A 25,631-nucleotide genomic window follows, 5' to 3' on the forward strand; every position below is an offset into this window, starting at 1 on the left:
CCCTCTCGTCCGGTGGACCGCCCGCCCCTGGGTGGTCCGGTTCGGTTCGAAAGGGGGGTATCTCACGCACGGCAGGACGGAATGAATCTCCGCACCCACCGGGTGAGCTGGCAAAGCTGGCCGGCTCCGCAAAACGGCAGCCGGTCGCGCGGCACGACTCGGTCACACAGTGCGGTCACCGAGCACGGCACCCCCCTACCGCGCCCCGCGCCGGGCCGTCGCGGTCCTTGAGCCCTCCCCTAAAACCGCTGGCTGACGGACCGATGCGGGTGAGATGTACGACGGTATTGATGATTGAACCTGTATGGCAAGACCTGGAACGAGGCCTCACGTTTTTGTTGGTTTGACCGTTACAGATCGCTTGTCACGTGTGCGGATCGCTTGTCACGAACGACCCGAGCGGATCTTCCCCACCCGTTTGAGCAGTTTGTCGGCCGGTTCGAACAGCTCCGGCCGGGACACCACGGCATTGCGCAGAGCCCGTACCGGAGCGCGGCGGGCCCGATGCCCGAGCGCCACCGGGTGACGTCGTGTCACCCACCCCTCGGACACTTGGAGCTCGCGTGTCTTCAGGGAGTCCTTGTATTCCTTCTGGCCCCGGCCGAGATCGAGATACGCGATCCCGTCGGCGGCGGCCGCCTCGGCCATGCGCAGATGCAGCACCAGGCCCGGGGAGTACTTCGAGTACGCCGGGTCGTACGCCGGGAACCAGCACGCGAGCACCCGCTCGGTGCGCAGCCCGAAGTGCGCGGCGATCGGCTTGCCGTCCGCGTACAGCACCGACAGGATCCCCGCGAACGGCTCGGAGCGGCTGTGGAACAGCTGCTGCACGAGCCGGGTGATCCAGTCGTGCGCGAAGCGGTCGCTGCGCCCGGTCCTGCGGTACTGCGCGGACTTCCAGTCCATCAGGGTGCGCAGCGCGGCCGGGTCGCGCTCGTCGTGGACGTACGTCACCTCGCCCGCGTCCCGGGCCAGCTTGCGCTCCTTGGCGAGGGTGGTGCGGGTGAACTTCGGTGACTGCGCCCGCAGTTGGGCCAGATAGGCCTCGTAGCCCCGGTCGACGTCCATCACCGGGGACGGGAAGGTGCCGGAGGCCTCCGCCTCGAACGGCCGCTGGCCCTGAACCAGGTGGTCGAACTCCCAGACCGCGAGCCCGCAGGCCCGCATCAGCTCACGGGCGTCCCAGGTGAACCCGGGCCGGTGCACCACGCCCTGGGCGTCCGAGACACCGAGGCCGATGGCCCGGCCGACGCCGGCGGCCGATCTCTGGTAGGGGAAGAACGCGGCGGGCTCGCCGTCCTCCCGTACGACCGCGATCCGCACCCCGCGTCTGCACCGGCCCACCGCGAGCGCGAACTCCGGTGCGAGGAAAGGGTTCGCCAGCTCGGGCGACCCGTGCAGATGGGCCTTGGACTGCATCGCCGTCCACGCCGCCCGGTCGGCGGCGCTCAGCTCGCCGGGGCGGTACACGCTGATGTCCACGTCAGATGCCCTGTCTTCTCGCCGTACGGCCGCGCAGCCGCCGTACCAGAACCAGCAGGAGAACGAGGGCGCTGATCGCGGTCACCGCCACGATCCCACCGCGCACGGACCAGCGGTGCACGGCCAGCATGCCCTGGGCGACCAGCATGTTGACGACGACCGAGCCCGCAACCGCGGCGACCAGACGGCCGAACGGTTCCAGCCCGCGCAGGGCCGCCGCGATGGCCGCGGTGGGCGCCGCGATCAGGAAGAACAGCGTGAGCGGACCGCGCAGCGGTGAGTCCGAGTCGGCGAGCGCGAGTACCGCGCCGCATCCCCCGACCGCCGTCGCGGCGCCCGCGAGCAGTGGCGACAGGTCCCTCCCCGGCCCTGGCCGCGCCCGCTCGGCGCCGTCCGATGACGCTGTTGAAGATGTCTTGATGCGTATGGTCTGCATTGGCGACTTTGCCCCCCGAAGCGCCGGATGCCGGGCTTCAATGTCGCTCAGCCGCGCGGGGGCCGTCAAGATGCGGAAGACGGTCACACCGATTGGTGGCCGACTTGGTACGGGCATTCCCCGGAGGCGGGTGCGCCTCCGGGGAACTGTCGTTCAGGTCAAGCCAGTCGCTGCGCGCTCACGGCACGATCTTCAGCAGCCGGTTCGGGGAACCGGTGCCCGCGCTGGTGACCTTGCCGGTGGTGGCGCCGTTCACCAGGGCCGTGGCGACCTGGGCCGGGGTGGCCGAGGTGTGGCCCGCCAGGTAGACCGCGGCCGCGCCCGCGACATGCGGGGTCGCCATCGACGTACCGGAGATGGTGTTCGTCGCGGTGTCGCTGGTGTACCAGCCCGCCGTGATGGAGGATCCGGGGGCGAAGATGTCCAGGACCGAACCGTAGTTGGAGTAGCTCGCCTTGGCGTCGGTGTTGGTGGTGGCGCCGACGGTGATCGCCTCGGTGACCCGGGCCGGGGAGGACGAGGAGGCGGTGGTGCTGCTGTTGCCCGCCGCGACGGCGTAGGTCACGCCGCTCGCGATGGAGCGGCGCACGGCCGCGTCCAGGGTGGTGGACACACCGCCGCCCAGGGACATGTTGGCGACCGAGGGTCCGGAGTGGTTGGCCGTCACCCAGTCGATTCCCGCGATCACGCCGGCCGTGGTGCCGGAGCCGGCGTTGTTCAGCACCCGGACCGCCACGATCTTCGCCTTCTTGGCGACGCCGTACGTCGTGCCCGCGATCGTCGTGGCCACGTGGGTGCCGTGGCCGTTGCCGTCCTGGGCGACGTTGTCGCCGTCGACGGCGTCGTAGCCGTTGGTGGCGCGGCCGCTGATCTGCTGGTGGGTGATGCGCACGCCGGTGTCGATGACGTAGGCCGTCACGCCGGTGCCCGCGCTGTCCGGGTAGGTGTAGGTGCCGGACAGCGGCAGGGAGGTCTGGTCGACACGGTCCAGGCCCCAGGGGGCGTTGGACTGCGTGGTGTCGGCGAGCTGGACGCGCTGGTCCTGCTCGACCGAGGCCACCGCCGGGTCGGCGGCGAGTCTCCTGGCCTCGGCCGCGGAGAGGGTGGCGGAGTAGCCGTTCAGCGCCGCGCCGAACGTCTTCTTGACCGTGCCGCCGTACTCCTTGACCAGACTCTTGCCCGCGCTCGAGGACGCCTTGAGACCGGCGCCCTGCTTGAGCGTGACGATGTAGCTGTCCTTGACCGCCGTAGGAGAACCGGCGGCCAGGACCTTGCCCTCGGCCGGTGCGGCCTGGGCGGGGAGAGCGGTGAGCCCGCCCACGAGGGCGGCGGTCGCCAGGCTGGTTATCGCGGCGATCCGGACCTTCTTGCTACGCAGTTGTGCCATTACGAGGGAGTCCTCCTCTTGGCGGCGCACGCCTGGGTGGGGCGCGCGTCTGTGGGGGGTGCGCGCGTCGTCGCGCGCACGGCCATGGAGCGTCGCGTTCCGCCCTACGGCTGAGTAAAGAATCAGTGGTCCACCCGTGTAGATCAAGGGACTTGACGCCCTGTCACGCATTTGTCATGCCCGCGTAATTCAGCAGGGTCGCCAAAGCGCCACTGAGACAAGTATTGGCATGGACACTTCCGGTCAACACGCGTAGTTGCTACGACGGTTATGGCAGAGATCCTGCTAAAGGGAGGTTCCATGAGACGTTCCCGACTTGCCGTATACGTCAGCTCGCTGCTCCTCGCCGCCTGTGCCGCCCTCACCGGGGCCGCCACGGCACAGGCGTCCCAACTCGCCGCACCCGGCGGCTACGTGGCGCTCGGCGACTCCTACTCCTCCGGACTCGGCGCGGGTAGCTACCTCTCCGCGAGCGGCGACTGCAAGCGCAGCACGAAGGCCTACCCCTACCTCTGGGCCGCCGCCCACTCACCCTCGTCCTTCGACTTCACCGCCTGCTCGGGCGCCCGAACGGGTGACGTTCTGGCGAATCAACTCACCCCGCTCAGCGCCGCCACCGCCCTCGTCTCGATCAGCGTCGGCGGCAACGACGCGGGCTTCGCCGACGTCATGACGACCTGTGTGCTCCAGTCCGACAGCTCCTGCGTGTCCCGGATCAACACCGCGAAGGCGTACGTCGACACGACGCTGCCCGGCCAACTGGACGGCGTCTACTCAGCGATCCGCGCCAAGGCCCCGCACGCCCGCGTGGTCGTGCTCGGCTACCCCCGCTTCTACAAGCTGGGCACCTCGTGCCTCGGCCTCTCCGAGACCAAGCGGAAGGCGATCAACGACGCCGCGGACCACCTCGACACCGCCATCGCCAAGCGAGCCGCAGACCACGGCTTCGTCTTCGGCGACGTCCGCCCCACCTTCACCGGCCACGAGATCTGCTCGGGCAGCTCCTGGCTGCACAGCCTCAACTGGCTCAACGTCGGTGAGTCGTACCACCCGACGGCGGCGGGTCAGTCCGGCGGGTATCTGCCGGTGCTGAACAGCGCTGCCTGAGTCCTAATCAGAGGGTGAGCCAGAAGCGGAGGCCCCGTCCGACGGGGTCTCCGTCTCGCAGGTCACCGAGAACGGCACCGAGTTGGACGTCGTGCGCACCGGATCGCGGACCTCGACACTGATCTCGTTCTCGAAGCTGCCGCTGTCGTCGTTCGTGGTCACGAACGCCGTGTCCTGCTTGGTCCGGCCGCCGCCCTCCGGGAACGAGAGGGTCTTCCACCCCTCGTCCATGACCTCGCCGTCCCGCGACACCCAGCGATACCTCACCTCCGCAGGCAGGTTGCCGACCGTGAACGTCGCCGTGAAGGCGGGCGCCTCGCCCTGCGGCGGCGGACAGCTGCCGGTGTAGTCGGTGTTGGAGCCGGCCAGCGCGACCTGCACCGACTGCGGCGGGGGAGCGGTCGTGGCGCTGCCGCTCCGGCTGGGAGTGGGCTCGGGGCCTGCGGTGTCCTGTGTCCCGGTGGGGTTGTCGGTGGGCGCGGGCGAACTCAGCCCGGGCGTCTCGTTCTTGGTGCCGCCGCCTCCGGCCTGGTCCCCGTCGTCGCGGTTCAGCAGCGCGTACGTCAGCCCGGCGATCGCCAGCGCGAGGGCGGCGAGGCCCGCGATCAGTGCGATGGCGGCGCGGCGGTTGCGGTTCGGCTCTCCGGCCGTGGCGGTCGTCGGCCCTGCCGTCGGGCTCGGCTGTGTCCACGGTTGCGGGCCCGGTGCGGTCGGTGGAGGCTGCTGGGGCTGCTGGGGAGGGGCGGCGATCGTCGGCGCATAGGGCGTGTAGGGCGTATGAGGGGACGCCTGCGCGGCGTCCGCGCGAGGCGTGCCGCCCGCGCCGATCACCCGCAGGTCCTGCTCGGCCCGCTCCGCCGACAGCCGCTCGGCCGGGTCCTTGCGCAGCAGCCCCTCGATCACGGGCGTGAGCGGACCGGCCCGGCGCGGCGGCGGCAGCTCCTCGTCCACGATCGCGCGCAGGGTGCTGAGCGGGGTGTTCTGCCGGAAGGGGGAGTTGCCCTCGACCGCCGCGTACAGCAGCACGCCGAGCGACCACAGGTCGGACTCCGGGCCCGGCGTACGGCCCAGGGCCCGCTCCGGAGCCAGGAACTCGGGCGAGCCGATGACCTCGCCGGTCATGGTCAGCGCGGAACTGCCCTCGACCATGGCGATGCCGAAGTCGGTGAGCACGACCCGCCCGTCGTTCGACATCAGCACATTGGCCGGCTTCACGTCCCGGTGCAGTACCCCGGCAGCGTGGGCGGCCCGCAGCGCGGCCAGCACCTCGGCGCCGATGTGCGCGGTGCGCTGCGGCGTGAGCGGGCCCTCGGCGTCCAGGAGTTCGGCGAGCGAGATGCCGCGGACGATCTCCATGACGATCCAGGGGCGGCCGTCCTGGGTGGCCACGTCGTACACCGTCACCACGTTGCGGTTGGCGACCCGCGCCGCCGCCCATGCCTCGCGCTCCAGCCGGGCGTACATCCGCTCGACCTCGGGTCCCTGCAGCCCGGCGGGCGCGCGCACCTCCTTGACGGCGACCTCGCGGTGCAGCAGCTCGTCGCGGGCGCGCCACACCGTGCCCATGCCGCCCTCGCCGAGCGGGGACAACAGACGGTAGCGGCCCGCGATCAGACGTTCACTGCCCGGTACTTCGGACACGGGCGCCCCCTCTTCGCATCCGCGTGATTTCTCCCCAAAAGTAGCTCAGCCGAGTGCGGATGCCGCCCCCTTGAGTACAAGTCCGGCGCCGAGCGCCACGACGACGAGCGCGGACCCCAGGGGGGCGGTCCGGCGGACCAGGGCCGTCACGGGGCTGGTCGCCCAGCGCGGGCGTTTGTCGAGCACCCGGGTGACGCCGGTGCCCAGCTTCACGACCGCGAAGCCGGCCGCGGTGAGGGTGAGAGCGAGCCCGACGCCGTACGCGACGACGAGCAGCAGCCCGAACCAGGCCTGCCCCAGCGCTGCCGACCCCACCAGCACCACCACGGCGGAGGGGCTGGGCACGAGGCCACCGGCGAAGCCGAGGAGGATCGTGCCGCGGACGGTGGGGGCGGTGGGATGGGTGTGGGTGAAGCCGTTGTGGGTGTGTTCGATGGTGTGGGGGTCGGGGTGGGGGTGGTAGCGCGGCGTTTGCGTGGAGGCGGGCGTGGCGTGGTGGGTGTGCTCTTCCGAAGCGGCGGCATGGCTGTGCGCGGCCGCCAGGACGAGCGCACGCTCGGGGACTTCGACGGTCTCGTGCCCGTGCCCGTGCCCGTGCCCGTGGTCGTGCCCGTGGTCGTGCCCGGACCCGTGGTCGTGGTCGTGGTTATGGTCATGAGCGTGCGGGTGATCGTGATCGTGATCGTGGCTGTGCCCGCGTGCATGCCCGTGGCCGTGCCCATGCGTGTGGCTTCGGTTGCGCCAGGCCCGTCGTACGAGGGTCAGCCCCGCCGCCGTCACCAGTGCGCCGCTCGCGATGCCGAGCCAGGTGATCACCGAGGGCGCCGCCGCCGAACCGGCCGTGACCAGGAGGCCGACGGCGACCACGCCGAGCGTGTGGGTGACCGTCACCGACGCGGCCAGGGGCAGGACGTCCTTCATGCGGGCCCTGCCTCCCCGGGCGGCGGCCACGGCGGCCATCAGGGTCTTGCCGTGGCCCGGTGCGAGGGCGTGCATCGCGCCGAGGGCGATGGCGATGAGGAGGGCCAAGGCGGCGAACGCGGGGGTGAGGTCGTGGCGGGCGACCAGGTCGTCCAGGGCCCGGGTCCAGCGGTCGACGCCGCGCGGCAGGATGGACGCGGCGGGGGCGTCCGCTTCCGTCTCGGCCAGGGCGGGGCCGCCGGGGCGCACCCGGAGCGACGCGGTCGCGGTGTCGGCGGGGGAGGAGAGCAACTCCTCCGGGTAGCTGGTCAGTTCACGCGACAGCGACTCTTTCGGTACGTCCGACGCGGTGAGCGTCGTACGGTCGCCGCGCGCGGTGATCTCCCGCCAGCCGGGGCCGGCGTCCGCGCCCGCGCCGCGGAAGCCGAGGGTCGTCGTGTCGCCCTCGGGGAGCGGTGCGGTCAGCCGGCACTCCACGCGGAGGGTGTCGAGCCCGGCCTGACCGGGCCGCACGCGCGCGTCGCTGCGTCCCGGGGTGAGGACGACCGCACGTCCGTCGACGGTGAGTTCACTGTCCTCGGCGGCCTGCGCGCACCGCTGTCGGGCCCACTCGGTCATGCCCAGCCTCTTGATGTCCGGCTGGGCCTGGGTCGCGGGGATCTCGGCGAGGTCCTCGACGTGGTCGACGCGCAGTTCGCCCGGGGCGGCGACGAGACCGTCGTAGCGGTTGACGGTGAAGTTGCCGAGGGGGTGCGCGCCGGCGGTGGTGGCGGGGAGCAGGGTGAGCGCGCCGGCGGCGGTGAGCACGGCCGCGGCGGAGGCGAACAGGCGACGGGGCCTCACTTGGCCGCCTCCAGTGCCTTGAGCGCCTTACGGGCCTCGCGGGCGCCGGTCGGTGAGAAGCCGGGGTTCAGCTTCAGCGCTGCCTTCAAGTGGGCGCGGCCTTCCTGCTTGTGGCCCGCGGCGACCTCGATCATGCCGCGGTGGTGGAGGAACGCGGCGTTGCGGTAGCCGGTTGCCGTCGCCCGGCGGGCGTACGGCAGGGCTTCCTCGCTGCGGCCGTTGACGTGCAGTGCCCAGGCGAGGGCGTCCGCGGTGTGCACGGTGTGGCGGCGGTCCCATTCGGCGCGGGCCGCGCGCAGGGCGGAGGCGGCGTCGCCGTGGTCGGCGGCGGCGAGTGCGGTGTCGAGGTCGGCGTTGACGCCGGCCGCGCGGGCGAGGGAGGTCCAGGCGTTGACGAGGGCGTACTGGTCGCGGGCCTTGGCGCGATCGCCCTCGCCGTCACGCTCCTCGTACAGCTCGCCGAGTTCGACGAGCGGGCCGGGCAGGGGGTAGCGGGCGACCACGTCCTCCATGCCCTTGATCGCGGCGGCGCGGTCGCCGCTCGCGGCCTGGGCGCGGGCGCGGCCCTCCAGGGCCGGGACGTAGGTGTCGTCGGCGGCGAGGGCGCGTGCGTAGTGGTGCAGGGCGGTGGTGTGGTCGCCCTGGTTCCAGGCGAGTTGGCCGAGCGCGGTGGCGACGTACGCCACGTCTCCCGGGGCGGTGGCGGAGGCGAGCGCCTGCTCCAGCACGCGTCGCGCGGTGCTGACGTCGCCGCGCAGTTCGTGCACGTACGCGTACCGGGTGAAGACGGGGATCCCGGGCCGCCGGGTGTCCGCGAGCTCCGCGGCCTTCAACGCGTCGTCGTAACGGCCGAGTTCCACGAGGGCGTCGATACGGGAGGACAGGGCGCGTTCGCTGTAGGGGTTCTGTTCCAGGGCCTGGTCCGCGTACCTCAGGGCGTCCTCGAAGTCATGCCGGGCGGCGGCGAGGGCGGCGCGGCCGGCCAGCGCGCGGTCGTTGCCCGGCTTCAGGTCCAGGGAGCGCTTCAGGGCACGTTCGGCCTGCGGATAGCGCGAGGGGTCGCCCTTGGTCCGCGCCTGCTCGACGTAGGCGAGACCGAGGGTGGCCCAGCCGCCGAAGTCCTTCGGCTGGGCGCGGAGCTGGGTCTGCAGTGCGGTGATGTTCGCGTCGAGGTCGCCGCCGGTCAGCAGCTCCGGCGAGAGGGCCCCCGGCGCGGACGCGACCGCCGCGCCGCTCCCCCCGTCCCGCACGGACCCGACGGCGACGGCACCTGCGGTGAGTGCGACAGCCAACAGCACCGCACACCCGACCAATTGGGCCCCACGCCAACGCCGCCCAGCAGCGGAGACCCGCCGCACGGCAGCTACCCGAGGGTCGACGGCCCGCGCCCCACGACTGCGGATCTCCGGCCCGGAGCTCTCCAGAACGTCTCCGCTCTTCGCCCCCGGGTCATCCGCCGCGGCGTCGACTCGCGACTCGACGCCGTCCGGCACGCCGGCCTGGGGCCGGGCTTCGATCCGGGGCCCGGTTTCGGGTGGGACTTCGCCGCCGGGCTCGGCTTCGGCCTCCGGCTTGGCTTCGATCCGGTGCGGGGCTCGGCTCCCAGACTTCGCGGGTGGGGCTTCGCCCCCGGACTTGGCTGCGGCCCCCGCCCCGGTTCCGTACTCGGAAGAGATTTGGGCCTCGGATTCGGATTCGGACTCGGACTCGGACGAGATTTGGGCCTCGGATTCGGACTCGGCTGCGGCCACGCTGTCGGCCTTGAGCCCGGCAGCTTCCGCCTCAGCCCCGAAAGCCCCCCACATGAACTCGTCCTCAGCCCCGAAGACCTCCAGCCAAGCGGCGCTTGTCTCGTCCCCGTCCCGCGCGGCGGGGCCCGGCTGGGCGACCTTCGGAGCTGCGGCCCTCTGTCCCACCTCGGTGGTCTCCGGTATGGCGGTCCCTGGCTCAGCCTCGGTCCCCGACCCCGCAGCACCCGGCGCGGCCTCGGCGCCCAGCTCGGCGGTCGGTGTCGTGCCGCGCTCGCGCTTCGTGGCCGCAGGGCTCGTGCCGCCGTGCTCGCTCTCCGGGGCGCTGTCGTTCGTACGCGGGGCCATGCCTCTCCTCAATGGGCTTGCCGGGGACGGAAGTTCTCGCGCGGGGCGGCGCGGCCCGCACCGTGGGGGATGTATGTGCGGGCCGCGCCAGTCAGTGGGGTGGGCCGGGGCCGTAGGCCCGGCGCCTGACCGGAGCCGCTATGCCGGCCTCGGTCGGACGCCCGGCAGGGTCTAGTACGCCCGGTCCCGCATCCGGCGCCACCACGTCAGGCCCGCGCCGATCAGGAGGATGCCGGCCGCGCCGGCGCCCGCGGACGCGGCGATCAGGGTGGTGTCGTCGGAGCCGGAGGCGCCGCCGGCCGGCTGGAGGGCGTCGCCGATCTCGTTGCGGACGTCGTTGCCGCCGGTCGTGCCCTTGGCGAGCGGGCCGCGCGAGCCCTCCGTCGGCAGCGCGACGTACGGAAAGGCCTTCTCGAAGTCCTTGTCGTTCTTGTCAACCGCGTCGCCCAGGTCGTTCTTCGCGCCGAGCAGTTCACCCTCGACGACCTGGAGCGAGGCGTCGATCACGTCATCGGTGAGCCGGCGGCCGTTCGGGAAGCCCGCGTTGTCGCCGTCGAGGACGCCGAGACGCTTGGGGTCGGCGACCGGCTTGATGGAGGTGTTCAGGCGCAGTTCCTCCGCCGGGCGCACGTGCGGCGGCTGGTTGAGGCCCTCGACGCCCTTGAGGAAGACGTCGACGAGGTCGTTGCGCGGCTCGTCCGGCGCCGGGATCTTGTAGATCGCCTCGATCAGCTTCGGCAGCTCCGGATTGGTCACGTTCTGAAGGAACTGCGCGTCGTCCCAGGGCGCGGACGCGTTGAACTTGTCCTTGTCCTTCAGCGGGTTGACGACCTCGTTGACCAACGGCATACCCAGCCGCGACACCTGCCTGAAGTGCCCCTGCGCGTTCTTGCGCTGCGTGGTCGACCAGATGCCGACGATCGGCTGCTCGGCCGACTCGGTGATCATGTGGGTCGGCACCTGAAGGGCGATCGAGTTGACGTTGTAGCCCTTGAGCGTGTCGTTGCCGACCTCGGTGAGGTTCCCGCCGTACAGCAGGTCGAAGACCCGCAGGTCCAGGAAGAAGGGGTCGTCGGCCTGGCCGGCGAACGTCGTCGAGCCGCCCGGCAACTCGTGCACCGCCTGGTCGCGCAGCTTGGCGTAGTCCGGCATCGACGCCTTGCCGACGTTCGACGGCGCCACCGGCACGTCGTCCGCGACCTTCGTCTTCGACTCCAGGTGCTGGTTCTTCAGCCGCAGCAGCTCGATGTCGTACGTCTGCGTGATGTTCAGGTCCGGGTCGTCCAGGCTCTCGACCGGCCCGGTGTTGTAGAGGAACGTCTTGTCGTTCTTGACGTGCGTCTCGAAGGTGAAGCGGTACAGCAGCTCGCCCTGCGCGTCACCGTTGTTGTCGATGTGGATGTCGTACTGCGCGTCCTCGGCGAACGTGAAGAAGTTGGGCCCGCCCGCAGGTTCCTCCATCGGGATCCAGTTGGCCACGATCGTCGTCGTGTCCGGCTTGTCCGGGCTGACGAACGCGTACACGTCCGTGTTGTCGTACTGGGGCTGCCCCGAGATCAGCGGGGCCTCCCGGTGGCTGGAGGCGTTGGCCGCCCCCGGTTGCAGCGCGGTCACGCCGGCGGCTGCGAGCCCGCCTGCGGCCAGCGCACCACATATGAGGGTCGCAACGCTCCTGCGCCCCGCGCCGCTCCTGGAGATAGGTGTCATGCCGTCCGTCCTCCGTGCCAAATTGCCTGACGCCGGGGGATTCGGAACGGGGGCCGGGCCGGATTGGTCGAATCTCAAAACTCTTTTTCTCCCTGCTGGACCCGCGTTTTCGGCAAGCTGATCCGTAACCCCATCCGGAGGTGTGTTCGTTGCGAATACCTCGTGGGACGGGACGGGCCGGGTGCGGCTTGCGCAGAGGGGGAGACGGCTTGGAGGCGGACGAGCTTCTGGTGCTTGTGGCAGGCGGCGACCAGAAGGCATTCGAGGAGCTGTACGGCCTGGTGTCCGGGCCGGTGTTCGGGCTCGTCAGACGGGTCGTACGAGATCCGGCGCAGTCGGAGGAGGTGGCGCAGGAGGTGCTGCTGGAACTCTGGCGGTCCGCCGCGCGGTTCGATCCGGCGCGGGGCAGCGCCATGTCGTGGATCCTCACCCTCGCCCACCGCCGGGCCGTCGACCGGGTGCGCAGCGCCCGCGCGGCCGGCGAGCGCGAGCAGCGGGAGGCGCTGCGCGCCAACCAGCCGGCCTTCGACCAGGTCACCGAGGAGGTCGAGGCCGGCCTCGAACGCGAATGGGTGCGCCGCTGCCTCGACCGGCTCACGGACCTGCAGCGCCAGTCGGTCACGCTCGCCTATTACGAGGGCTACACGTACCGTGAGGTGGCCGAGCGGCTGTCCCTGCCGCTGGGCACGGTCAAGACGCGGATGCGCGACGGGCTGACCCGGATGCGTGAGTGCCTGGGAGGTGTCGCATGAGCCTCTTCCGCCGCGAGGACCTCCACTCCCTCGCCGCGCCCTACGCCCTCGACGCCCTGGAACCCGCCGAGCGGGTCCGCTTCGAGAAGCACCTGGGGGGCTGCGCCGTCTGCGCCGCCGAGGTACGGGCCCTGTCCGAGGACGCCGTACGGCTCGCCTGGTCGACGGCCGCGCCGCCGCCGGCCGCGCTGCGCGACCGGGTGCTGTCCGCCGTACGCACGATTCCGCAGGAGCCCGGCCCGCGGCAGGAACCGGCACGCGCGCGTACACCCCAACTGCCGCCCCATGTCTGGGGTGCCGAGCCGCCGCCGCGCACTCGTGAGCGGCGGCGGATCCCCCTCTTCGTGCCCTTCGCGACCGCCACCGCCGCCGCGGCCCTCGTCGTCGCCTCCCTGTTCGCCGTCCAGGCGGGCCAGACGCAGGACGAGCTGGACGCGCAGCGGGCCCAGGCACGTGAGATCGCCCACGTTCTCGCAGCTCCCGACGCTCGGGCGACGAACGGCCAGGACAACCGGGGCCGCAGTATCGGAGTGATCGCCTCCGCATCCGAGGGGAGCGCGGTGGTCACCCTGAGCGGATACGGCGACCTGCCGAGCGGCCAAGTGCACCAATTGTGGCTCATGCGCCCCGACGCACAACCGCGCTCCCTGGGGCTCTTCGACGGCGACACGCCCTTGGTGGCGTCCGACCTGAACAAGTCGGCCACGTCACTCGCTGTGACCGTCGAACCCGACGGTGGATCGCCGCAGCCCACTACCCAGCCGGTTGTCCAACTCGCCCTGGAATCGGTTGGATTCGGAGAGTGACCGGCGAAGGGGTGGCGAGGAGTCGTCAACCGCCTTACGGGGAAGGTGAATCCTGTGACCGCGATACACGAGTGCCCCAAGGGGGCGATAGGGTTACCCTGCCCGGGCCGGGTGGACTCGTACGGGTGGGGAGTGACATGGAACAGATAACAGTGCGCAGCAGGGCGAGGGTCCCTGCGATCACCTGCGGGAGCAGCGCGACCAGTTCGCGCCTCGACCGCCATCTCTCGGTGCTGGCGGGTCCCGCCGTCCCACAGGGAGAGACGGCCGAGGCGACGTCGCTGATGCGGGAGCTGACCGCACGTGACACCACGCAGAACCGCAGTGACAGGGGCAAGCGCGTGAGGCGGGTCTCGCTCTTCGCGCCGCTGCGCCGGCTGCGCCGTTCGCTGTTCGGCGGACGCTGAGCGACACCGGCGTTCCTCAGAGCAGTCCCCAAGGGCCCGCGCCCGGGTCGGTCGCCATGCCGTTCCGGTGCGGCGCTGCGCTCTCGCCGTCCGTCATCCCCACGGCACGCAGCGACGCACCGGCGCGCGACACCCCGAGCGCGGGCACGTCCCCCTTCAACCGGCTCATTCGGCACACCCCACCCCACGTGCCCGACGACACCGCGCTCTACGGCCCTTGACGACCGTTCGTCGGTGCCGGTTCACCGCTCACCGTGCGCCTACCGGCGCACGGCCGAAGGAACGAACACGGCGAGCAGCACCGCACACCAGGCCAGCGATCCGGCGACCGGATGCGCCACCGGCCAGGCCGCCCCCTCCGGCACCGGCGCTGGCGTTCATGGAGGATTCGGGGCCGATTGATCTTGAGGCGATTTTTCGAGCGGATGTTGGGGCGGGTGCTGGACGCCTTTTCGCCGCAGGGGTGATCCTGCTTGAGGTCGGCTAGAGCAACGCGAACTGGCCTTCTGGGCCTTCCTCGTGGTGGTCCAAGACCGACGCCGGTCGACGTGCCGCGTCTTGCACCGGCAGGACGCCTGCCTTCTTGAGATCCGCCGCGGTGATCGGCGCCGTAACGGTCAACTCCTCCTGCTGCGGCCGAAGTTCCGCCAGCAACGCCAGCACCGTGATCAGTTCCAGCAGTTCCGACGTCCACGTCTGCGGCCATGTCGTCGGGCGGATCGCCGACAGCGTGCCCGGTTCCACCTCGGCCGTGCGTGCGGCGAACCACTGTTCCAGCACACGCGCCCCGCTCACCTCGAAGTCCCACGCCTCCGGCGGCACCGGGGAAATGCGGCCCTCGTCCAGGTGCAGGGTCTCCTCCTCGCGGTCGTAGTGCAAGGTCAGTGGCCGTGCGGGCAGCGGAGCGCGGACGTACGGGCGGCGGCCTCCCGGCAGCTTGGGGCGGTCGCCGTTGCGGCGGAGCAGCCGCAAGAGGCCGTGGCCCAACTCGACGCCCTGCGACCAGAGTTCGGGCTCCTGGGTGAGGGGGACCGCGTGGCCGGCGGGAGCGTATCGGACGGTCGCCAGAGCCCAGGCCAGGACGTCCACGGGTGTCAGGGAGCGGCCGAGTCGCGTGCCCAGGTGCTCCAGCAGACCCGGCGCCAGGTTCGGTTCCTCGCCGCCGGGGCGGCGGTACAGCGGGCGGATGCGGCCGGGGCGCAGGAGCGGCAGCAGGGACGTCGCGAGCAGGAGGGGGCCGGTCGCGTCCGGAACCGCCGTCGCCTCCACCACGAAGATCTGTTGCTCGTCCGCCACCCGCCACAGCTCGGGCCGGGCCGCGTCGATCAGCCGGTGGTCCGCGATCAGCCACTGCTCGTCGAAGGGCGCGTGCAGGACCCGTACGGGCTCGGGGCAGGGGCCCGTCGCACGGACCAGCTTCTCCGTGCCGCCGGAACGGCCCGGCAGTTGCCCCACCGCGGAGCGCAGGGTGCGTGAGCGCGTGGGCTCGAACAGGGCCTCCCGGTCCGGACCCTCCGCCTTCATCAGGGCGTCCCAGCGGGCCTTCAGGGATGCCGGGTCGGGGCCCGTCGGCCACCCCCGGCCGAGCCGCGGCGGTGCGACGGACCACGGCATGAGGTCCGCCAGCAGCGGAGCGTCGTCGTGCGTCACGCTGGGCATCGTACGACCTGTCAGTGACAGCCGGGTCAGGTGGCGTCGAGGGTCACCGTGAAGGAGAAGCGGTCGCCCCGGTAGTGGATGACCGCCGCGTCCAGCACGCGCCCCTGAGTGTCGTAGGTGACGCCCGTGTAGTGCAGGATCGGGCTGAGCAGCGGGACTTGGAGGAGCCGGGACGTCTCCGGGTCCGCCAGCCGGGCCTCCACGGTGTCCGTGATGCGGCTGATGTCCACCCCGACGATGTCCCTGAGCACCTTGGTCATCGGCCGGCGGAGCAGGTCGTCCAGGTCGATGAGGGCGGCCAGTTCGGGGCGGACGTAGTTGCGGGCGTGGTTGGTGGGCTCGCCGGTTTTCTCGTCGCCGCGCAGGCGGTGGTACGTCGCCACCTCGTCGAGATCCGGGAAGTACTCGGCGAGTTCGACGGGCACCGGTCCCTTGCCGTGGTCGAGCAGCTGGGTCGCCATGCCGGACTGCTGGGCCACGATCGCGTCCACCGAGCCGAGCAGCCGCACGGGGGCGCCCCTGCGGGCGTCCGGCTCGATGAAGGTGCCGCGCCGGCGGTGGCGCGTGATCAGGCCTTCGTCCTCCAGCTCCTTCAGTGCCTGCCGCATGGTCAGCACGCTGACTCCGTAGTGCCCCGCCAGCTGTTCCTCGGTGGGCAGGCGCAGCGGGTCCTGGGGCGAGCGGCCGAGGATCGAGGCGCGCAGTGACTGCGACACCTGGTACCAGAGCGGCAGCTTGCGGTTCAGGACGATCGAGTCCGGGGCGAAGGAGGTCACGGGGCCATCCGTACCGGTAGGGAATCTTCCGTGCAAGGGGCGGGATCCGGGTCGGAATCCGGGGCGGACTCCTCAGGTTCCGAAGGGCCTAGGGGCGGAAGTGGCGCTGAAGGCCCTTCCACACGTCGTCGTAGTGCTGTTGAAGGTGCTCCGCCCGGGCCGCGTGCGGTGTGAGCGTCATCGGCCAGCGCGTCTCGAACATGAAGGCAAGGCCGTCGTCGACCTTCTGCGGCTTCAGCTCGGCGGCGCTCGCGCGATCGAACGTCTCCCGGTCCGGTCCGTGCGCCGACATCATGTTGTGCAGCGAGCCGCCACCGGGGACGAAGCCCCCCGGACCGGACGTCTTGGCGTCGTAGGCGCCCTCGATCAGGCCCATGTACTCGCTCATCACGTTCCGGTGGAAGTACGGCGGCCGGAAGGTGTCCTCGCCCACCAGCCAGCGCGGCGCGAAGACCACGAAGTCGACGCCTGCCAGGCCCGGGGTGTCCGAGGGGGACGTCAGTACCGTGAAGATCGACGGGTCGGGGTGGTCGTACGAGATGCTCCCGATCACGTTGAACCGGCGCAGGTCGTAGATGTACGGCACATGGTTGCCGTGCCAGGCGACCACGTCGAGCGGTGAGTGGTCGTAGACGGCTGTCCAGAGGTTGCCGCAGAACTTGTTCACCACCTCCACCGGACCCTCGACGTCCTCGTACGCGGCGACCGGCGCCCGGAAGTCGCGGGCGCCGGCGAGGCCGTTGGCGCCGATGGGGCCGAGGTCGGGGAGGCGGAAGGGGGCGCCGTAGTTCTCGCACACATAGCCGCGCGCAGTCGGGCTCTGTCCGCCGTCGGACGCGGTATCCAGCAGCTCCACACGGAAGCGCACCCCACGCGGAACCAGCGCCACATGTCCCGGCTCCACATGCAGCAGCCCGAACTCCGTGCGCAGCAGCAGCCCGCCGCGCTCCGGCACGATCAGCAGCTCGCCGTCGGCGTCGCTGAAGACCCGGTCCATGGAGGAGTTGGCGTGATAGAGGTGCACGGCCATGCCGGTGCGCTGCGTCACGTCGCCGTTGCCGCCGAGGGTCCACAGGCCGGCGAGGAAGTCGGTGCCTTCCACCGGTTCCGGCAGGGGGTCCCAGCGCAGCCGGTTCGGGTCCGGCACGGACTCCGCGAAGGGGGCCGTACGGATCCAGCCGTTGTGCGTGTGGGTGAACGCCGGATGCGCGGCCGACGGCCGGATCCGGTACAGCCACGAGCGGCGGTTGTACGCCCGGGGCTCGGTGAACGCCGTACCGCTGAGCTGCTCCGCGTACAGGCCGAGGGGCGCGCGCTGCGGCGAGTTGCGGCCGACGGGCAGTGCGCCCGGAACGGCCTCGGAACTGTGCTCGTTGCCGAAACCGGAGAGGTAGGTCAAGGCCTCGGCCGTCTTGCGCGCGTCCCCGCTCATGATCGCTCCCTTGCGGTCCTATTCCTATGCTCCACCGTAGGATTGCGTTTTCCCGGGCGCAAGAGGTAGCGAAAGGTGGTCACGCGGTGCGCCGGCGTTACCTCCTCGCCGGTGCCGCCGACGTGGCCACGGCGACCGGCGACGCGGAACTGCGACGGGCCCGGGCAGGCGGAACATCCTCCTGACGAGGGTGGCCTGGCCGGGAGGACCTCCTCTCGGAGGACGACCGGAGGCGGCCGGAACCAGACTCCAGGGGGATTCGAGGTGTCGCACCGGTGTTCTACGCTCCCCGGTATGTCGTGGACGCGGGGACTGCTTGCCGCGCTCGCGGTCTGTGTCCTGCTGTTGACCGGATCCGCGAGCTGCGGTTCCGGTGATGCGCCCAAGCAGGAAGAGGACGCCTCGCCCTCGCCGGTGGGGAAGGTCCTCGACGACACGGACCACGAGGGGCGCCAACTCCGTGAGGTGAAGGAAGAGGACGCGCCCGACGTCGGCATCGAGGTGCAGCCCGGCGCCGGCGACAGCTGGAACGTCCGGCTGACCGTCCGCAACTTCCGCTTCACGCCCGCCGGCGCGCAGGCCAAGGCCGCACCCGGACGCGGCGTCGCCCGCCTCTTCGTGGACGACCGCTCCGTCACCGGCCTGCGCACCTCCGAGTACCGCCTCTCGGGCCGCTATGTCCCGCACGGCACGCACCAGGTCACCGTGCGTCTGTACGCCGACGACGGCACGGTGTGGGCTGTGGACGGCGAGCCGGTCGAGAGCACGGCGGACATCACGGCCTCGGAGCCGGAACCGGCCGGGACGGCGAACGAGACGGCGACCCCCGCGACGGGTGCATCAGGCACCGGTCCGCGTACCGGAGGGCCGGGTTCCCCGGGCCCCGGCGGAGAGGCATCATGAAGCCCGTGCCCCCAGCGACATCGCTTCGTCGAGCGCCCGTGCAGCGGCGCAGCGCCGAACGGCTGACCAGGATCCTCGACGCCTGCGCCGACCTCCTCGACGAGGTCGGCTACGACGCCCTGAGCACCCGGGCCGTCGCCACGCGCGCCGGCGTCCCCATCGGCTCCGTCTACCGCTTCTTCGGCAACAAGCGCCAGATGGCCGACGCCCTCGCCCAACGCAACCTGGAGCGCTACACCGCGCGCGTCACCGAGCGCCTCAAGGAGACCGGCGACGCGGGCTGGCGCGCGGCGGTGGACGCCGTGCTCGACGAGTACCTCGCCATGAAGCGCACCGCGCCCGGCTTCTCCCTCGTCGACTTCGGCAACCAGATCCCGGTCGGCACCCGCCACGCCGAACCCAACCACCGCGTCGCCGACCGCCTCACCGACCTCCTCTCCGGCTACCTCGACCGCGCACCGGACGAGGACCTGCGCCGCGTCTTCCTCATCGCCGTGGAAACCGCCGACACCCTTGTCCATCTCGCCTTCCGGATGGCTCCGGAGGGCGACGAGAAGATCATCGAGGAGACGCGGCAGATGCTGCGGGCTTATCTGGCACGGGTCCTGGACTGACGGCCGCGACGTCCGGTGCGTGGATTTCGGTGCGGGACATGCGGTTACGTGACATGCGGTTACGTGACATGCGGTGCGTGGCTTTCGGCGCGCGACCTGCGGTGCATGACGTGCGGTTACGTGCTTGGGGTACGTAACTTTCGGTATCCGTGCCCCGCGACCCCTCGCGCCCGTGCATACCGGTCGGTATGCTCGCCCCCGAGCCCGTGCGTCACCGTAGCCGCCACCCTCCGGGAGGACCCGTGCCCACCACCGACTCCCGCACAGCCCTGCGCATCTGCCCCCTCTGCGAGGCCACCTGCGGCCTGACCCTCACCATCGAGGGGAGCCGTGTGACCGGCGCCCGCGGTGACCGGGACGACGTGTTCAGCCGTGGGTTCATCTGCCCGAAGGGCGCCTCCTTCGGGGCCGTCGACGGTGACCCCGACCGGCTGCGCACCCCGCTCGTGCGCAAGGACGGGGAGTTGCGCGAGGCCACCTGGGAGGAGGCCTTCGACGCGGTCGCCGCCGGGATCCGGCCCGTCGTCGAGCGGCACGGCCCGCACTCCGTCGGCGTCGTCCTCGGCAACCCCAACGTGCACACCATGGCCGGCGCCCTCTATCCGCCGGTGCTCCTCGCCGGACTCGGCACGCGCAGCGTCTTCACCGCCTCCACGGTCGACCAGATGCCCAAACACGTCTCCAGCGGGCTGCTCTACGGCGACGCCAACGCCATCCCCGTACCGGACCTCGACCGCACGGACCACCTGCTGCTCATCGGCGCCAACCCCCTGGAATCCAACGGGAGTCTGTGCACCGCCCCCGACTTCCCCGGCAAGCTCAAGGCGCTCAAGGCCCGCGGCGGCACCCTCACCGTCATCGACCCCCGCCGCACCCGCACCGCCAAGCTGGCCGACCGCCATATCGCGATCCGCCCCGGCACCGACGCCCTGCTGCTCGCGGCGATGGCCCACGTCCTCTTCGAGGAAGGCCTCGTGGATCTCGGCGAGTTGACCCCGCATGTCCAGGGCCTCCACGAACTCAGGGCATCCGTGCGGGACTTCACCCCGGAAGCCGTCGCGCCGGCCTGTGACGTGGACGCCTCCGTGACCCGCACCCTCGCCCGCGAACTCGCCGCCGCTCCCACCGCCGCCGTATACGGCCGCATCGGCAGCTGCACGGTTCCCCACGGCACCCTCGCCAGCTGGCTCGTCGACGTCCTCAACATCCTCACCGGCAACCTCGACCGCCCCGGCGGCGCCCTCTTCCCCCAGGCCGCCACCGACAAGACGCCCCGCCCCCCGGGCCCCGGCCGCGGGTTCGCGCTCGGGCGCTGGCGCTCACGCGTCAGTCAACACCCGGAGGCCAAGGGGGAGTTGCCGCTCTCCGCCCTTGCCGAGGAGATCGACACCGCGACAGAGGAGGGCGAGCCGGTCCGGGCGCTCGTCGCCGTCGCCGCCAACCCCGTCCTGTCCGCCCCCGACGGCGACCGGCTCGACAAGGCCCTCGACTCGCTCGACTTCATGGTCAGCGTCGACCCGTACCTGAACGAGACCTCGCGCCACGCCCATGTCGTCCTGCCCCCGCCGCCGCCCGCCCAGAGCCCGCACCACGACTTCGCCTTCAACACCCTCGCCGTCCACAACCAGGTCCGCTACACCCGCCCCGCCGTCCCCCTGGAACCCGGCCGCATGGCCGAGACCGAGATTCTCGCCCGGTTGATCCTGGCCGCCACCGGCATGCACGGCGCCGACCCGGCCGCCGTCGACGCGATGGTGATCGACCAGACCCTCGGCAAGGCGGTCGAGGAACCGCACTCCCCGGTGCACGGCCGCGACCCGCGTGAACTCGCCGCACAACTCACCGGCGACAACGGCCCCGAGCGGCGGCTGGACATGATGCTGCGCCTCGGCCCCTACGGCGACGGCTTCGGCGTACGACCGGACGGGCTGAGCCTGGAGAAACTGCTGGCCCACCCGCACGGCATCGACCTCGGGCCGCTGCGGCCGCGCCTGCCGCAGCCGCTGAAGACGCGAAGCGGCAAGGTGGAGCTGCTGCCGCAGCCGATCGCCGACGACCTGCCCCGCCTCCGGCAGGCCCTGTACGAGCGCCCCGCCGGGCTCGTCCTCGTCGGCCGCCGCCATCTGCGCTCCAACAACAGCTGGATGCACAACGTGCCCGCCCTCACCGGCGGCACCAACCGCTGCACGCTCCACATCCACCCCGAGGACGCCGAACGGCTGGGTGTGCGGGACGGGGAACCCGTGCGCGTCAAGGGCGCGGGGGGAGAGGTGACCGCCCCGGCCGAAGTCACCGACGGGGTACGCCGGGGCGTGGTCAGCCTGCCGCACGGCTGGGGCCACGACCGGCCCGGCACCCGCCTCAGCCACGCCTCCGCAGACCCCGGCGTCAACGTCAACCAACTCCTCGACGGGACCCTGCTCGACCCGCTGTCGGGCAACGCGGTCCTCAACGGCGTGCCCGTCGAACTGGCCGCCGTACCCGCCGCCGAAGCCGCCCCCGTGGCCGAAAAGCTCAGCCCTCTGACCTGAGCAAAGCGCTGACCTGGAGTTTTGCGCTTATTGCTCGCGTGTCAACGTCTTGTTAACGCTGCTTGACGGGACCTAACGTCATCGCACCGCCGGCCCTGGTGGGAGTTCAAGGGCGAACGTTAGGTATCCACTCATGCTGACCATCCTCGGCTTCACCATGATCGCGACCTTCCTGGTCCTGATCATGATGAAGAAGATGTCGCCGATCGCGGCGCTCGTACTGATCCCCGCACTGTTCTGTGTGTTCGTCGGCAAGGGCGCCAACCTCGGTGACTACGTCATCGACGGCGTCACCAGCCTCGCCCCCACCGCGGCGATGCTCATGTTCGCGATCGTCTACTTCGGTGTGATGATCGACGTCGGCCTCTTCGACCCGATCGTGCGCGGGATCCTGAAGTTCTGCAAGGCCGACCCGATGCGGATCGTCGTGGGCACCGCCGTGCTCGCCGCGATCGTCTCGCTGGACGGCGACGGCTCGACCACCTTCATGATCACCGTCTCGGCCATGTACCCGCTGTACAAGCGCCTGAAGATGAGCCTGGTCGTGCTGACCGGCGTTGCCGCCATGGCCAACGGCGTGATGAACACCCTGCCCTGGGGTGGCCCCACGGCCCGCGCCGCCACCGCCCTCAAGCTGGACGCCAGCGACATCTTCGTCCCGATGATCCCGGCCCTCGCCGTCGGCCTCCTCGGTGTCTTCGTCCTGTCGTACGCACTCGGTCTGCGCGAGCGCAAGCGGCTGGGCGTGCTGACGCTGGACGAGGTGCTGGAGCCCGAGGAAGCCGAGACGGTTCTCGTGGGCGCGGGTGGCTCGGGCGACGAGAAGACCCCCGTGCGCACCGGTGGCGCCGGCTCCGGTACCGATGCCGACGCCGACGCCGAGGAGGGCGAGGACGACGGCTTCAAGGCCCTCGACCCCAACCGGGCCACGCTGCGCCCCAAGCTCTACTGGTTCAACGCGCTGCTCACGGTCGTCCTGCTGACAGCCATGATCATGGAGTGGCTGCCGATCCCGGTGCTGTTCCTGCTCGGCGCCGCGCTGGTGCTCACCGTGAACTTCCCGCACATCCCCGACCAGAAGGCCCGAATCGCCGCCCACGCCGAGAACGTCCTCAACGTGTCCGGCATGGTCTTCGCCGCCGCCGTCTTCACCGGCGTCCTCCAGGGCACCGGCATGGTCGAGCACATGGCCAAGTGGATGGTGGACGTCATCCCCGAGGGCATGGGCCCGCACATGGCCCTCGTCACCGGCGTACTGAGCCTGCCCCTGACGTACTTCATGTCGAACGACGGCTTCTACTTCGGCGTCCTGCCGGTCCTCGCCGAGGCCGGTCAGGCGCACGGCGTGTCCTCGCTGGAGATCGCCCGCGCCTCGCTGGTCGGCCAGCCGCTGCACATGTCGAGCCCGCTCGTCCCGGCCGTGTACGTCCTGGTCGGCATGGCCAAGGTCGAGTTCGGCGACCACACGCGGTTCGTGGTCAAGTGGGCGGCCCTCACATGCCTCATCATCCTCGGGGCAGGGATGCTCTTCGGGATCATCTGAACGCTCGCCCGAAGAACGGTCGTCCGCGTACTCGGCACACTCGACGGAGGATTCGAACATGGGGCCCGGTGGGAACCGCGGCTGGCTGCTCCGCCTCGTCATCGCCTTCAGCTTCGCGCAGGGGGCGGTGTCGATGGCCCGGCCCGCCGTCTCCTACCGGGCCCTCGCGCTGGGCGCGGACGAGCGGGCGATCGGTGTGATCGCGGGTGTGTACGCGCTACTACCGCTGTTCGCCGCCGTACCGTTGGGCCGCCGTACCGATCACGGCCGCTGCGCGCCCCTGCTGCCCGTCGGCGTGGTCCTGATAGCCGGCGGCTGCGCCCTGAGCGGTATCGCGAACTCCCTCTGGGCGATGGCGATCTGGAGCGGTGTGATGGGCCTCGGCCATCTCTGCTTCGTGATCGGCGCCCAGTCTCTCGTCGCCCGCCAGTCCGCCCCGAACGAACAGGACCGCAACTTCGGCCACTTCACCATCGGCGCCTCCCTCGGCCAGTTGGTCGGCCCGATCGCGGCGGGCGCGCTGATCGGCGGCCCCGACATGGCGGGCACCAGCGCGCTCGCCCTCGTCGTGGCGGGCGCGGTCGCGGCGGTCGCGTGCACGTCGCTGTGGCGCATAGAGCATCGCGATACGGCGGCCAAGTCCCGTACGGAACAAGGCGGACGTGTCCCCGTCCAGCGCATCCTGCGCGCCCGGGGTGTGCCCGCGGGTATCTTCATCAGCCTCTCCGTGCTGTCCGCGACCGACATCCTCACCGCCTACCTCCCGGTGGTCGGCGAACACCGGGGCATCGCCCCGTCCGTGATCGGCGTCCTGCTGAGCCTGCGCGCGGCGGCCACGATCGCCTGCCGGCTGGTGCTCACGCCCCTGCTGCGGCTGCTCGGCCGGGCCCTTCTCCTCACCGTGACCTGTCTGCTGGCGGCCGTGCTGTGCGCGGGCATCGCGCTGCCGGTTCCGGTTTGGGCGCTGGCCCTGATCCTCACCGTCCTCGGCTTCTGCCTCGGTGTCGGGCAGCCGCTGTCCATGACGACGGTCGTCCAGGCGGCCCCCGACGGCGCCCGTTCCACGGCCCTCGCGCTGCGCCTGACCGGCAACCGCCTCGGCCAGGTCGCCGCGCCCGCCTCGGCGGGCCTGGTCGCGGGGGTCGCGGGCGTGGCCGCGCCGTTCGTGATGCTGGGCGCGCTGCTGCTGGTGTCCGCGGGGATCGCGCTGCGGTCACCGGGGCGGGCCGCGGTGGGGGACGGCGAGACGGGGCAAGGCGAGACGGGGCACGGCGAGGCACCGGGCCGGGGGCGTCGCTTCCGTCCGTCGTTGAGCCGGAAGAGCGATATCTGACAGGGCGTAGGGCGCTGCTCCCACCGTCTTCGCGGCAAATATGACATTGAGTCAGATGACAGTGAGATTCGTATGAAAAGCATCTGATTCGGAGGGTCCCGTATGCCGACCTCGTCCCGTCCGCGCAGAGCCGCCGTACTGACGGCGCTCACCGTCGGCGGAGCCGTGCTCCTCAGCGCGCCGAACGCCGTCGCCCAACCCGGGCACAACGGAGACGTCAACGTCCACATGGCGGGCACTGCCGTCGCCGCCCGGCTCAACCAGCCCAGGATCTGCAGGTTCTACCTCGATGCCTTCAACTTCGACATCGCTGAGGGCATCAACTGGACCATCGAGCCGCAGACCGCGCAGGCCCCCGCCAACGCCACGCTCTCCGGCGTCGTCACGCTCGCCAACGGAGCCGGCGTCTCAGGCAACCTGATGTTGCCCGTCGGCCGATACAGGCTGAACTGGACGGTCGTCGACCAGCCGGCGGTCCCGCGCAAGACCAAGCTGTTCAACGTGGACTGCGCGAACCGAGTGGCGGGCGCCATCGCCCCCAACGGCGGTCCGCCCGCCGGCGGCGGCGGCCTCGCCCGGGCCGACGCCTTCACGCCGGTCGCCGGTGCGGCCGCGGTGGGGGTGGCCGCGGTCGGCGGGACGGTCTGGTTCCGGCGCCGTCGCACCAATGGCGCGGCGTAGACGCCGCAGGCCCTGGTACCGGACGCGCGCCTACCGCCTGACGAGAACGGCCGTACTGGCCGTCTCCCTGGTGGCGGGCAGCGTGTGGTTGTCCCAGGACGAGGAGCCCGGCGCAGCGACCACGACCGCTCCGCCGGGCCTCTCCGGGACGTCGGACACCCGCGTCGACGCACGAGGGGCAGCACCGGAACTACCGGTGAACGGCACCGGGGGGCAAGGGGCTCCGCCCGAAGGGAGCGGCGGAGGTGAGGCGAAGCCTTCCGGAAGTCGGGGCGGCGCGGGGGATGTCCGGTCCGGCGCGGACACGGGTGGTGGAAGGCCTGGTGCCGGTGCCGGTGCCGGTGCCGGTGCGGGGGCGGGTGCGGGTGGTGTTCGGCGTGACGCTGGTGGTACCCGTGCGGGCGGTGGGGCGGCGCAGGTGCAGCCCGGATCCGATGCTGTGGCTGGGGGTGTCCGGCCTGGTGCGGGCGGCGCGCGGCCTGGTGCTGGTGCGGGCGGTGCCCGGCGCGATCCGGCAGGGACTCAGACGGGCGGTGGGGCGGTCCCGGCGCGTCCCGGATCCGGCGCTGTGGCA

Annotated in this window: 22 protein-coding genes and 1 pseudogene; 11 read left to right on the top strand and 12 right to left on the bottom strand. The window is 71.4% G+C overall.

From position 1 onward, the window contains the following. Positions 1-384: 384 nt before the first annotated feature. From CLM62_RS10615 to CLM62_RS10625, 3 genes are all read right to left on the bottom strand, one after another. Positions 385-1,482: a GNAT family N-acetyltransferase gene (locus CLM62_RS10615; RefSeq protein WP_095749585.1), complete on the bottom strand. Its 1,098-nt coding sequence runs from the start codon at positions 1,480-1,482 to the stop codon at positions 385-387. A 1-nt stretch (position 1,483) separates the two neighbouring features. Further along, positions 1,484-1,918 (bottom strand): hypothetical protein, encoded by a 435-nt coding sequence (locus CLM62_RS10620; RefSeq protein WP_257003791.1) that lies wholly within the window; start codon positions 1,916-1,918, stop codon positions 1,484-1,486. 178 nt (positions 1,919-2,096) lie between these two features. Continuing rightward, the gene (locus CLM62_RS10625; protein WP_095749586.1) at positions 2,097-3,305 is read right to left on the bottom strand and encodes a S8 family peptidase; all 1,209 of its coding nucleotides are present in this window, start codon (positions 3,303-3,305) and stop codon (positions 2,097-2,099) included. Between the two features lie 300 nt (positions 3,306-3,605). Between CLM62_RS10625 and CLM62_RS10630 the strand changes: the two genes are divergently transcribed. Further along, positions 3,606-4,412 carry an SGNH/GDSL hydrolase family protein gene (locus tag CLM62_RS10630; RefSeq protein ID WP_095749587.1) on the top strand — a complete coding sequence of 269 codons (807 nt, stop codon included), beginning with the start codon at positions 3,606-3,608 and terminating at the stop codon, positions 4,410-4,412. A gap of 3 nt (positions 4,413-4,415) precedes the next feature. Here the strand turns inward: CLM62_RS10630 and CLM62_RS10635 are convergent, their stop codons facing one another. The 4 genes from CLM62_RS10635 to CLM62_RS10650 form a co-directional block, all read right to left on the bottom strand. Continuing rightward, positions 4,416-6,053, bottom strand: a complete 1,638-nt coding sequence (locus tag CLM62_RS10635) for a serine/threonine-protein kinase (protein ID WP_095749588.1) — start codon at positions 6,051-6,053, stop codon at positions 4,416-4,418. 45 nt (positions 6,054-6,098) lie between these two features. Continuing rightward, positions 6,099-7,817: a sulfite exporter TauE/SafE family protein gene (locus CLM62_RS10640; protein ID WP_095749589.1), complete on the bottom strand. Its 1,719-nt coding sequence runs from the start codon at positions 7,815-7,817 to the stop codon at positions 6,099-6,101. Further along, positions 7,814-9,913 carry a tetratricopeptide repeat protein gene (locus CLM62_RS10645; RefSeq protein ID WP_306457898.1) on the bottom strand — a complete coding sequence of 700 codons (2,100 nt, stop codon included), beginning with the start codon at positions 9,911-9,913 and terminating at the stop codon, positions 7,814-7,816. The genes CLM62_RS10640 and CLM62_RS10645 overlap by 4 nt, the downstream gene beginning before the upstream one ends. Positions 9,914-10,084: 171 nt before the next feature. Then, on the bottom strand, positions 10,085-11,620 hold the full coding sequence (locus tag CLM62_RS10650; RefSeq protein ID WP_095749590.1) for a DUF4331 domain-containing protein: 1,536 nt from the start codon (positions 11,618-11,620) through the stop codon (positions 10,085-10,087). A 209-nt stretch (positions 11,621-11,829) separates the two neighbouring features. Between CLM62_RS10650 and CLM62_RS10655 the strand changes: the two genes are divergently transcribed. From CLM62_RS10655 to CLM62_RS10665, 3 genes are all read left to right on the top strand, one after another. Beyond that, positions 11,830-12,372: a sigma-70 family RNA polymerase sigma factor gene (locus CLM62_RS10655; protein WP_095749591.1), complete on the top strand. Its 543-nt coding sequence runs from the start codon at positions 11,830-11,832 to the stop codon at positions 12,370-12,372. Beyond that, positions 12,369-13,178 (top strand): anti-sigma factor domain-containing protein, encoded by an 810-nt coding sequence (locus CLM62_RS10660; RefSeq protein ID WP_095749592.1) that lies wholly within the window; start codon positions 12,369-12,371, stop codon positions 13,176-13,178. The genes CLM62_RS10655 and CLM62_RS10660 overlap by 4 nt, the downstream gene beginning before the upstream one ends. Positions 13,179-13,315: 137 nt before the next feature. After that, complete coding sequence (locus CLM62_RS10665) at positions 13,316-13,585, top strand: hypothetical protein (protein ID WP_095749593.1); 270 nt, start codon at positions 13,316-13,318, stop codon at positions 13,583-13,585. 16 nt (positions 13,586-13,601) lie between these two features. Here CLM62_RS10665 and CLM62_RS49925 read toward each other — a convergent pair whose 3' ends face one another. The 5 genes and pseudogenes from CLM62_RS49925 to hmgA all read right to left on the bottom strand — a co-directional run bounded on the left by CLM62_RS49925 (position 13,602) and on the right by hmgA (position 17,452). Beyond that, complete coding sequence (locus CLM62_RS49925; RefSeq protein WP_179382037.1) at positions 13,602-13,754, bottom strand: hypothetical protein; 153 nt, start codon at positions 13,752-13,754, stop codon at positions 13,602-13,604. A 91-nt stretch (positions 13,755-13,845) separates the two neighbouring features. Then, positions 13,846-13,956: pseudogene (locus CLM62_RS51350) on the bottom strand (ABC transporter permease); the annotation flags it as partial. Between the two features lie 112 nt (positions 13,957-14,068). Beyond that, positions 14,069-15,244, bottom strand: coding sequence for a type ISP restriction/modification enzyme (locus CLM62_RS10675; RefSeq protein WP_179382038.1), 1,176 nt, complete (start codon positions 15,242-15,244; stop codon positions 14,069-14,071). Positions 15,245-15,270: 26 nt separating this feature from the next. Beyond that, positions 15,271-16,020, bottom strand: coding sequence for a GntR family transcriptional regulator (locus tag CLM62_RS10680; RefSeq protein WP_095749595.1), 750 nt, complete (start codon positions 16,018-16,020; stop codon positions 15,271-15,273). An 88-nt stretch (positions 16,021-16,108) separates the two neighbouring features. Next, the gene (gene hmgA, locus CLM62_RS10685) at positions 16,109-17,452 is read right to left on the bottom strand and encodes a homogentisate 1,2-dioxygenase (protein ID WP_095749596.1); all 1,344 of its coding nucleotides are present in this window, start codon (positions 17,450-17,452) and stop codon (positions 16,109-16,111) included. A gap of 294 nt (positions 17,453-17,746) precedes the next feature. On the opposite strand from hmgA, the gene CLM62_RS10690 reads away from it, so the two are divergent. From CLM62_RS10690 to CLM62_RS49930, 7 genes are all read left to right on the top strand, one after another. After that, positions 17,747-18,355, top strand: coding sequence for a hypothetical protein (locus CLM62_RS10690; RefSeq protein ID WP_095749597.1), 609 nt, complete (start codon positions 17,747-17,749; stop codon positions 18,353-18,355). Continuing rightward, entirely contained in the window at positions 18,352-18,969 is a 618-nt protein-coding gene (locus CLM62_RS10695) for a TetR/AcrR family transcriptional regulator (RefSeq protein ID WP_095749598.1), read from the top strand. Before CLM62_RS10690 ends, CLM62_RS10695 begins: the two co-directional genes overlap by 4 nt. 242 nt (positions 18,970-19,211) lie before the next feature. Then, entirely contained in the window at positions 19,212-21,500 is a 2,289-nt protein-coding gene (locus CLM62_RS10700) for a molybdopterin oxidoreductase family protein (RefSeq protein ID WP_095749599.1), read from the top strand. Between the two features lie 133 nt (positions 21,501-21,633). After that, on the top strand, positions 21,634-23,043 hold the full coding sequence (locus tag CLM62_RS10705; protein ID WP_095749600.1) for a CitMHS family transporter: 1,410 nt from the start codon (positions 21,634-21,636) through the stop codon (positions 23,041-23,043). A gap of 58 nt (positions 23,044-23,101) precedes the next feature. Beyond that, on the top strand, positions 23,102-24,376 hold the full coding sequence (locus tag CLM62_RS10710; protein ID WP_095749601.1) for an MFS transporter: 1,275 nt from the start codon (positions 23,102-23,104) through the stop codon (positions 24,374-24,376). Between the two features lie 102 nt (positions 24,377-24,478). Further along, positions 24,479-25,057 (top strand): hypothetical protein, encoded by a 579-nt coding sequence (locus tag CLM62_RS10715; RefSeq protein WP_095749602.1) that lies wholly within the window; start codon positions 24,479-24,481, stop codon positions 25,055-25,057. Between the two features lie 245 nt (positions 25,058-25,302). Further along, on the top strand, positions 25,303-25,631 hold a 329-nt coding region (locus tag CLM62_RS49930), incomplete at its 3' end, for a hypothetical protein (protein WP_179382039.1).

This window comes from Streptomyces sp. SA15 (genome assembly GCF_002291145.1).
Lineage (GTDB): Bacteria > Actinomycetota > Actinomycetes > Streptomycetales > Streptomycetaceae > Streptomyces.

Coding starts and splice junctions, on each gene's coding strand:
- CLM62_RS10620 (WP_257003791.1), bottom strand. CDS start 1,918: ATGCAGACCATACGCATCAAGACATCTTCAACAGCGTCATCGGACGGC.
- CLM62_RS10625 (WP_095749586.1), bottom strand. CDS start 3,305: ATGGCACAACTGCGTAGCAAGAAGGTCCGGATCGCCGCGATAACCAGC.
- CLM62_RS10630 (WP_095749587.1), top strand. CDS start 3,606: ATGAGACGTTCCCGACTTGCCGTATACGTCAGCTCGCTGCTCCTCGCC.
- CLM62_RS10645 (WP_306457898.1), bottom strand. CDS start 9,913: ATGGCCCCGCGTACGAACGACAGCGCCCCGGAGAGCGAGCACGGCGGC.
- CLM62_RS10650 (WP_095749590.1), bottom strand. CDS start 11,620: ATGACACCTATCTCCAGGAGCGGCGCGGGGCGCAGGAGCGTTGCGACC.
- CLM62_RS10660 (WP_095749592.1), top strand. CDS start 12,369: ATGAGCCTCTTCCGCCGCGAGGACCTCCACTCCCTCGCCGCGCCCTAC.
- CLM62_RS10665 (WP_095749593.1), top strand. CDS start 13,316: ATGGAACAGATAACAGTGCGCAGCAGGGCGAGGGTCCCTGCGATCACC.
- CLM62_RS49925 (WP_179382037.1), bottom strand. CDS start 13,754: ATGAGCCGGTTGAAGGGGGACGTGCCCGCGCTCGGGGTGTCGCGCGCC.
- CLM62_RS10675 (WP_179382038.1), bottom strand. CDS start 15,244: ATGCCCAGCGTGACGCACGACGACGCTCCGCTGCTGGCGGACCTCATG.
- hmgA (WP_095749596.1), bottom strand. CDS start 17,452: ATGAGCGGGGACGCGCGCAAGACGGCCGAGGCCTTGACCTACCTCTCC.
- CLM62_RS10690 (WP_095749597.1), top strand. CDS start 17,747: ATGTCGTGGACGCGGGGACTGCTTGCCGCGCTCGCGGTCTGTGTCCTG.
- CLM62_RS10695 (WP_095749598.1), top strand. CDS start 18,352: ATGAAGCCCGTGCCCCCAGCGACATCGCTTCGTCGAGCGCCCGTGCAG.
- CLM62_RS10705 (WP_095749600.1), top strand. CDS start 21,634: ATGCTGACCATCCTCGGCTTCACCATGATCGCGACCTTCCTGGTCCTG.
- CLM62_RS10710 (WP_095749601.1), top strand. CDS start 23,102: ATGGGGCCCGGTGGGAACCGCGGCTGGCTGCTCCGCCTCGTCATCGCC.
- CLM62_RS10715 (WP_095749602.1), top strand. CDS start 24,479: ATGCCGACCTCGTCCCGTCCGCGCAGAGCCGCCGTACTGACGGCGCTC.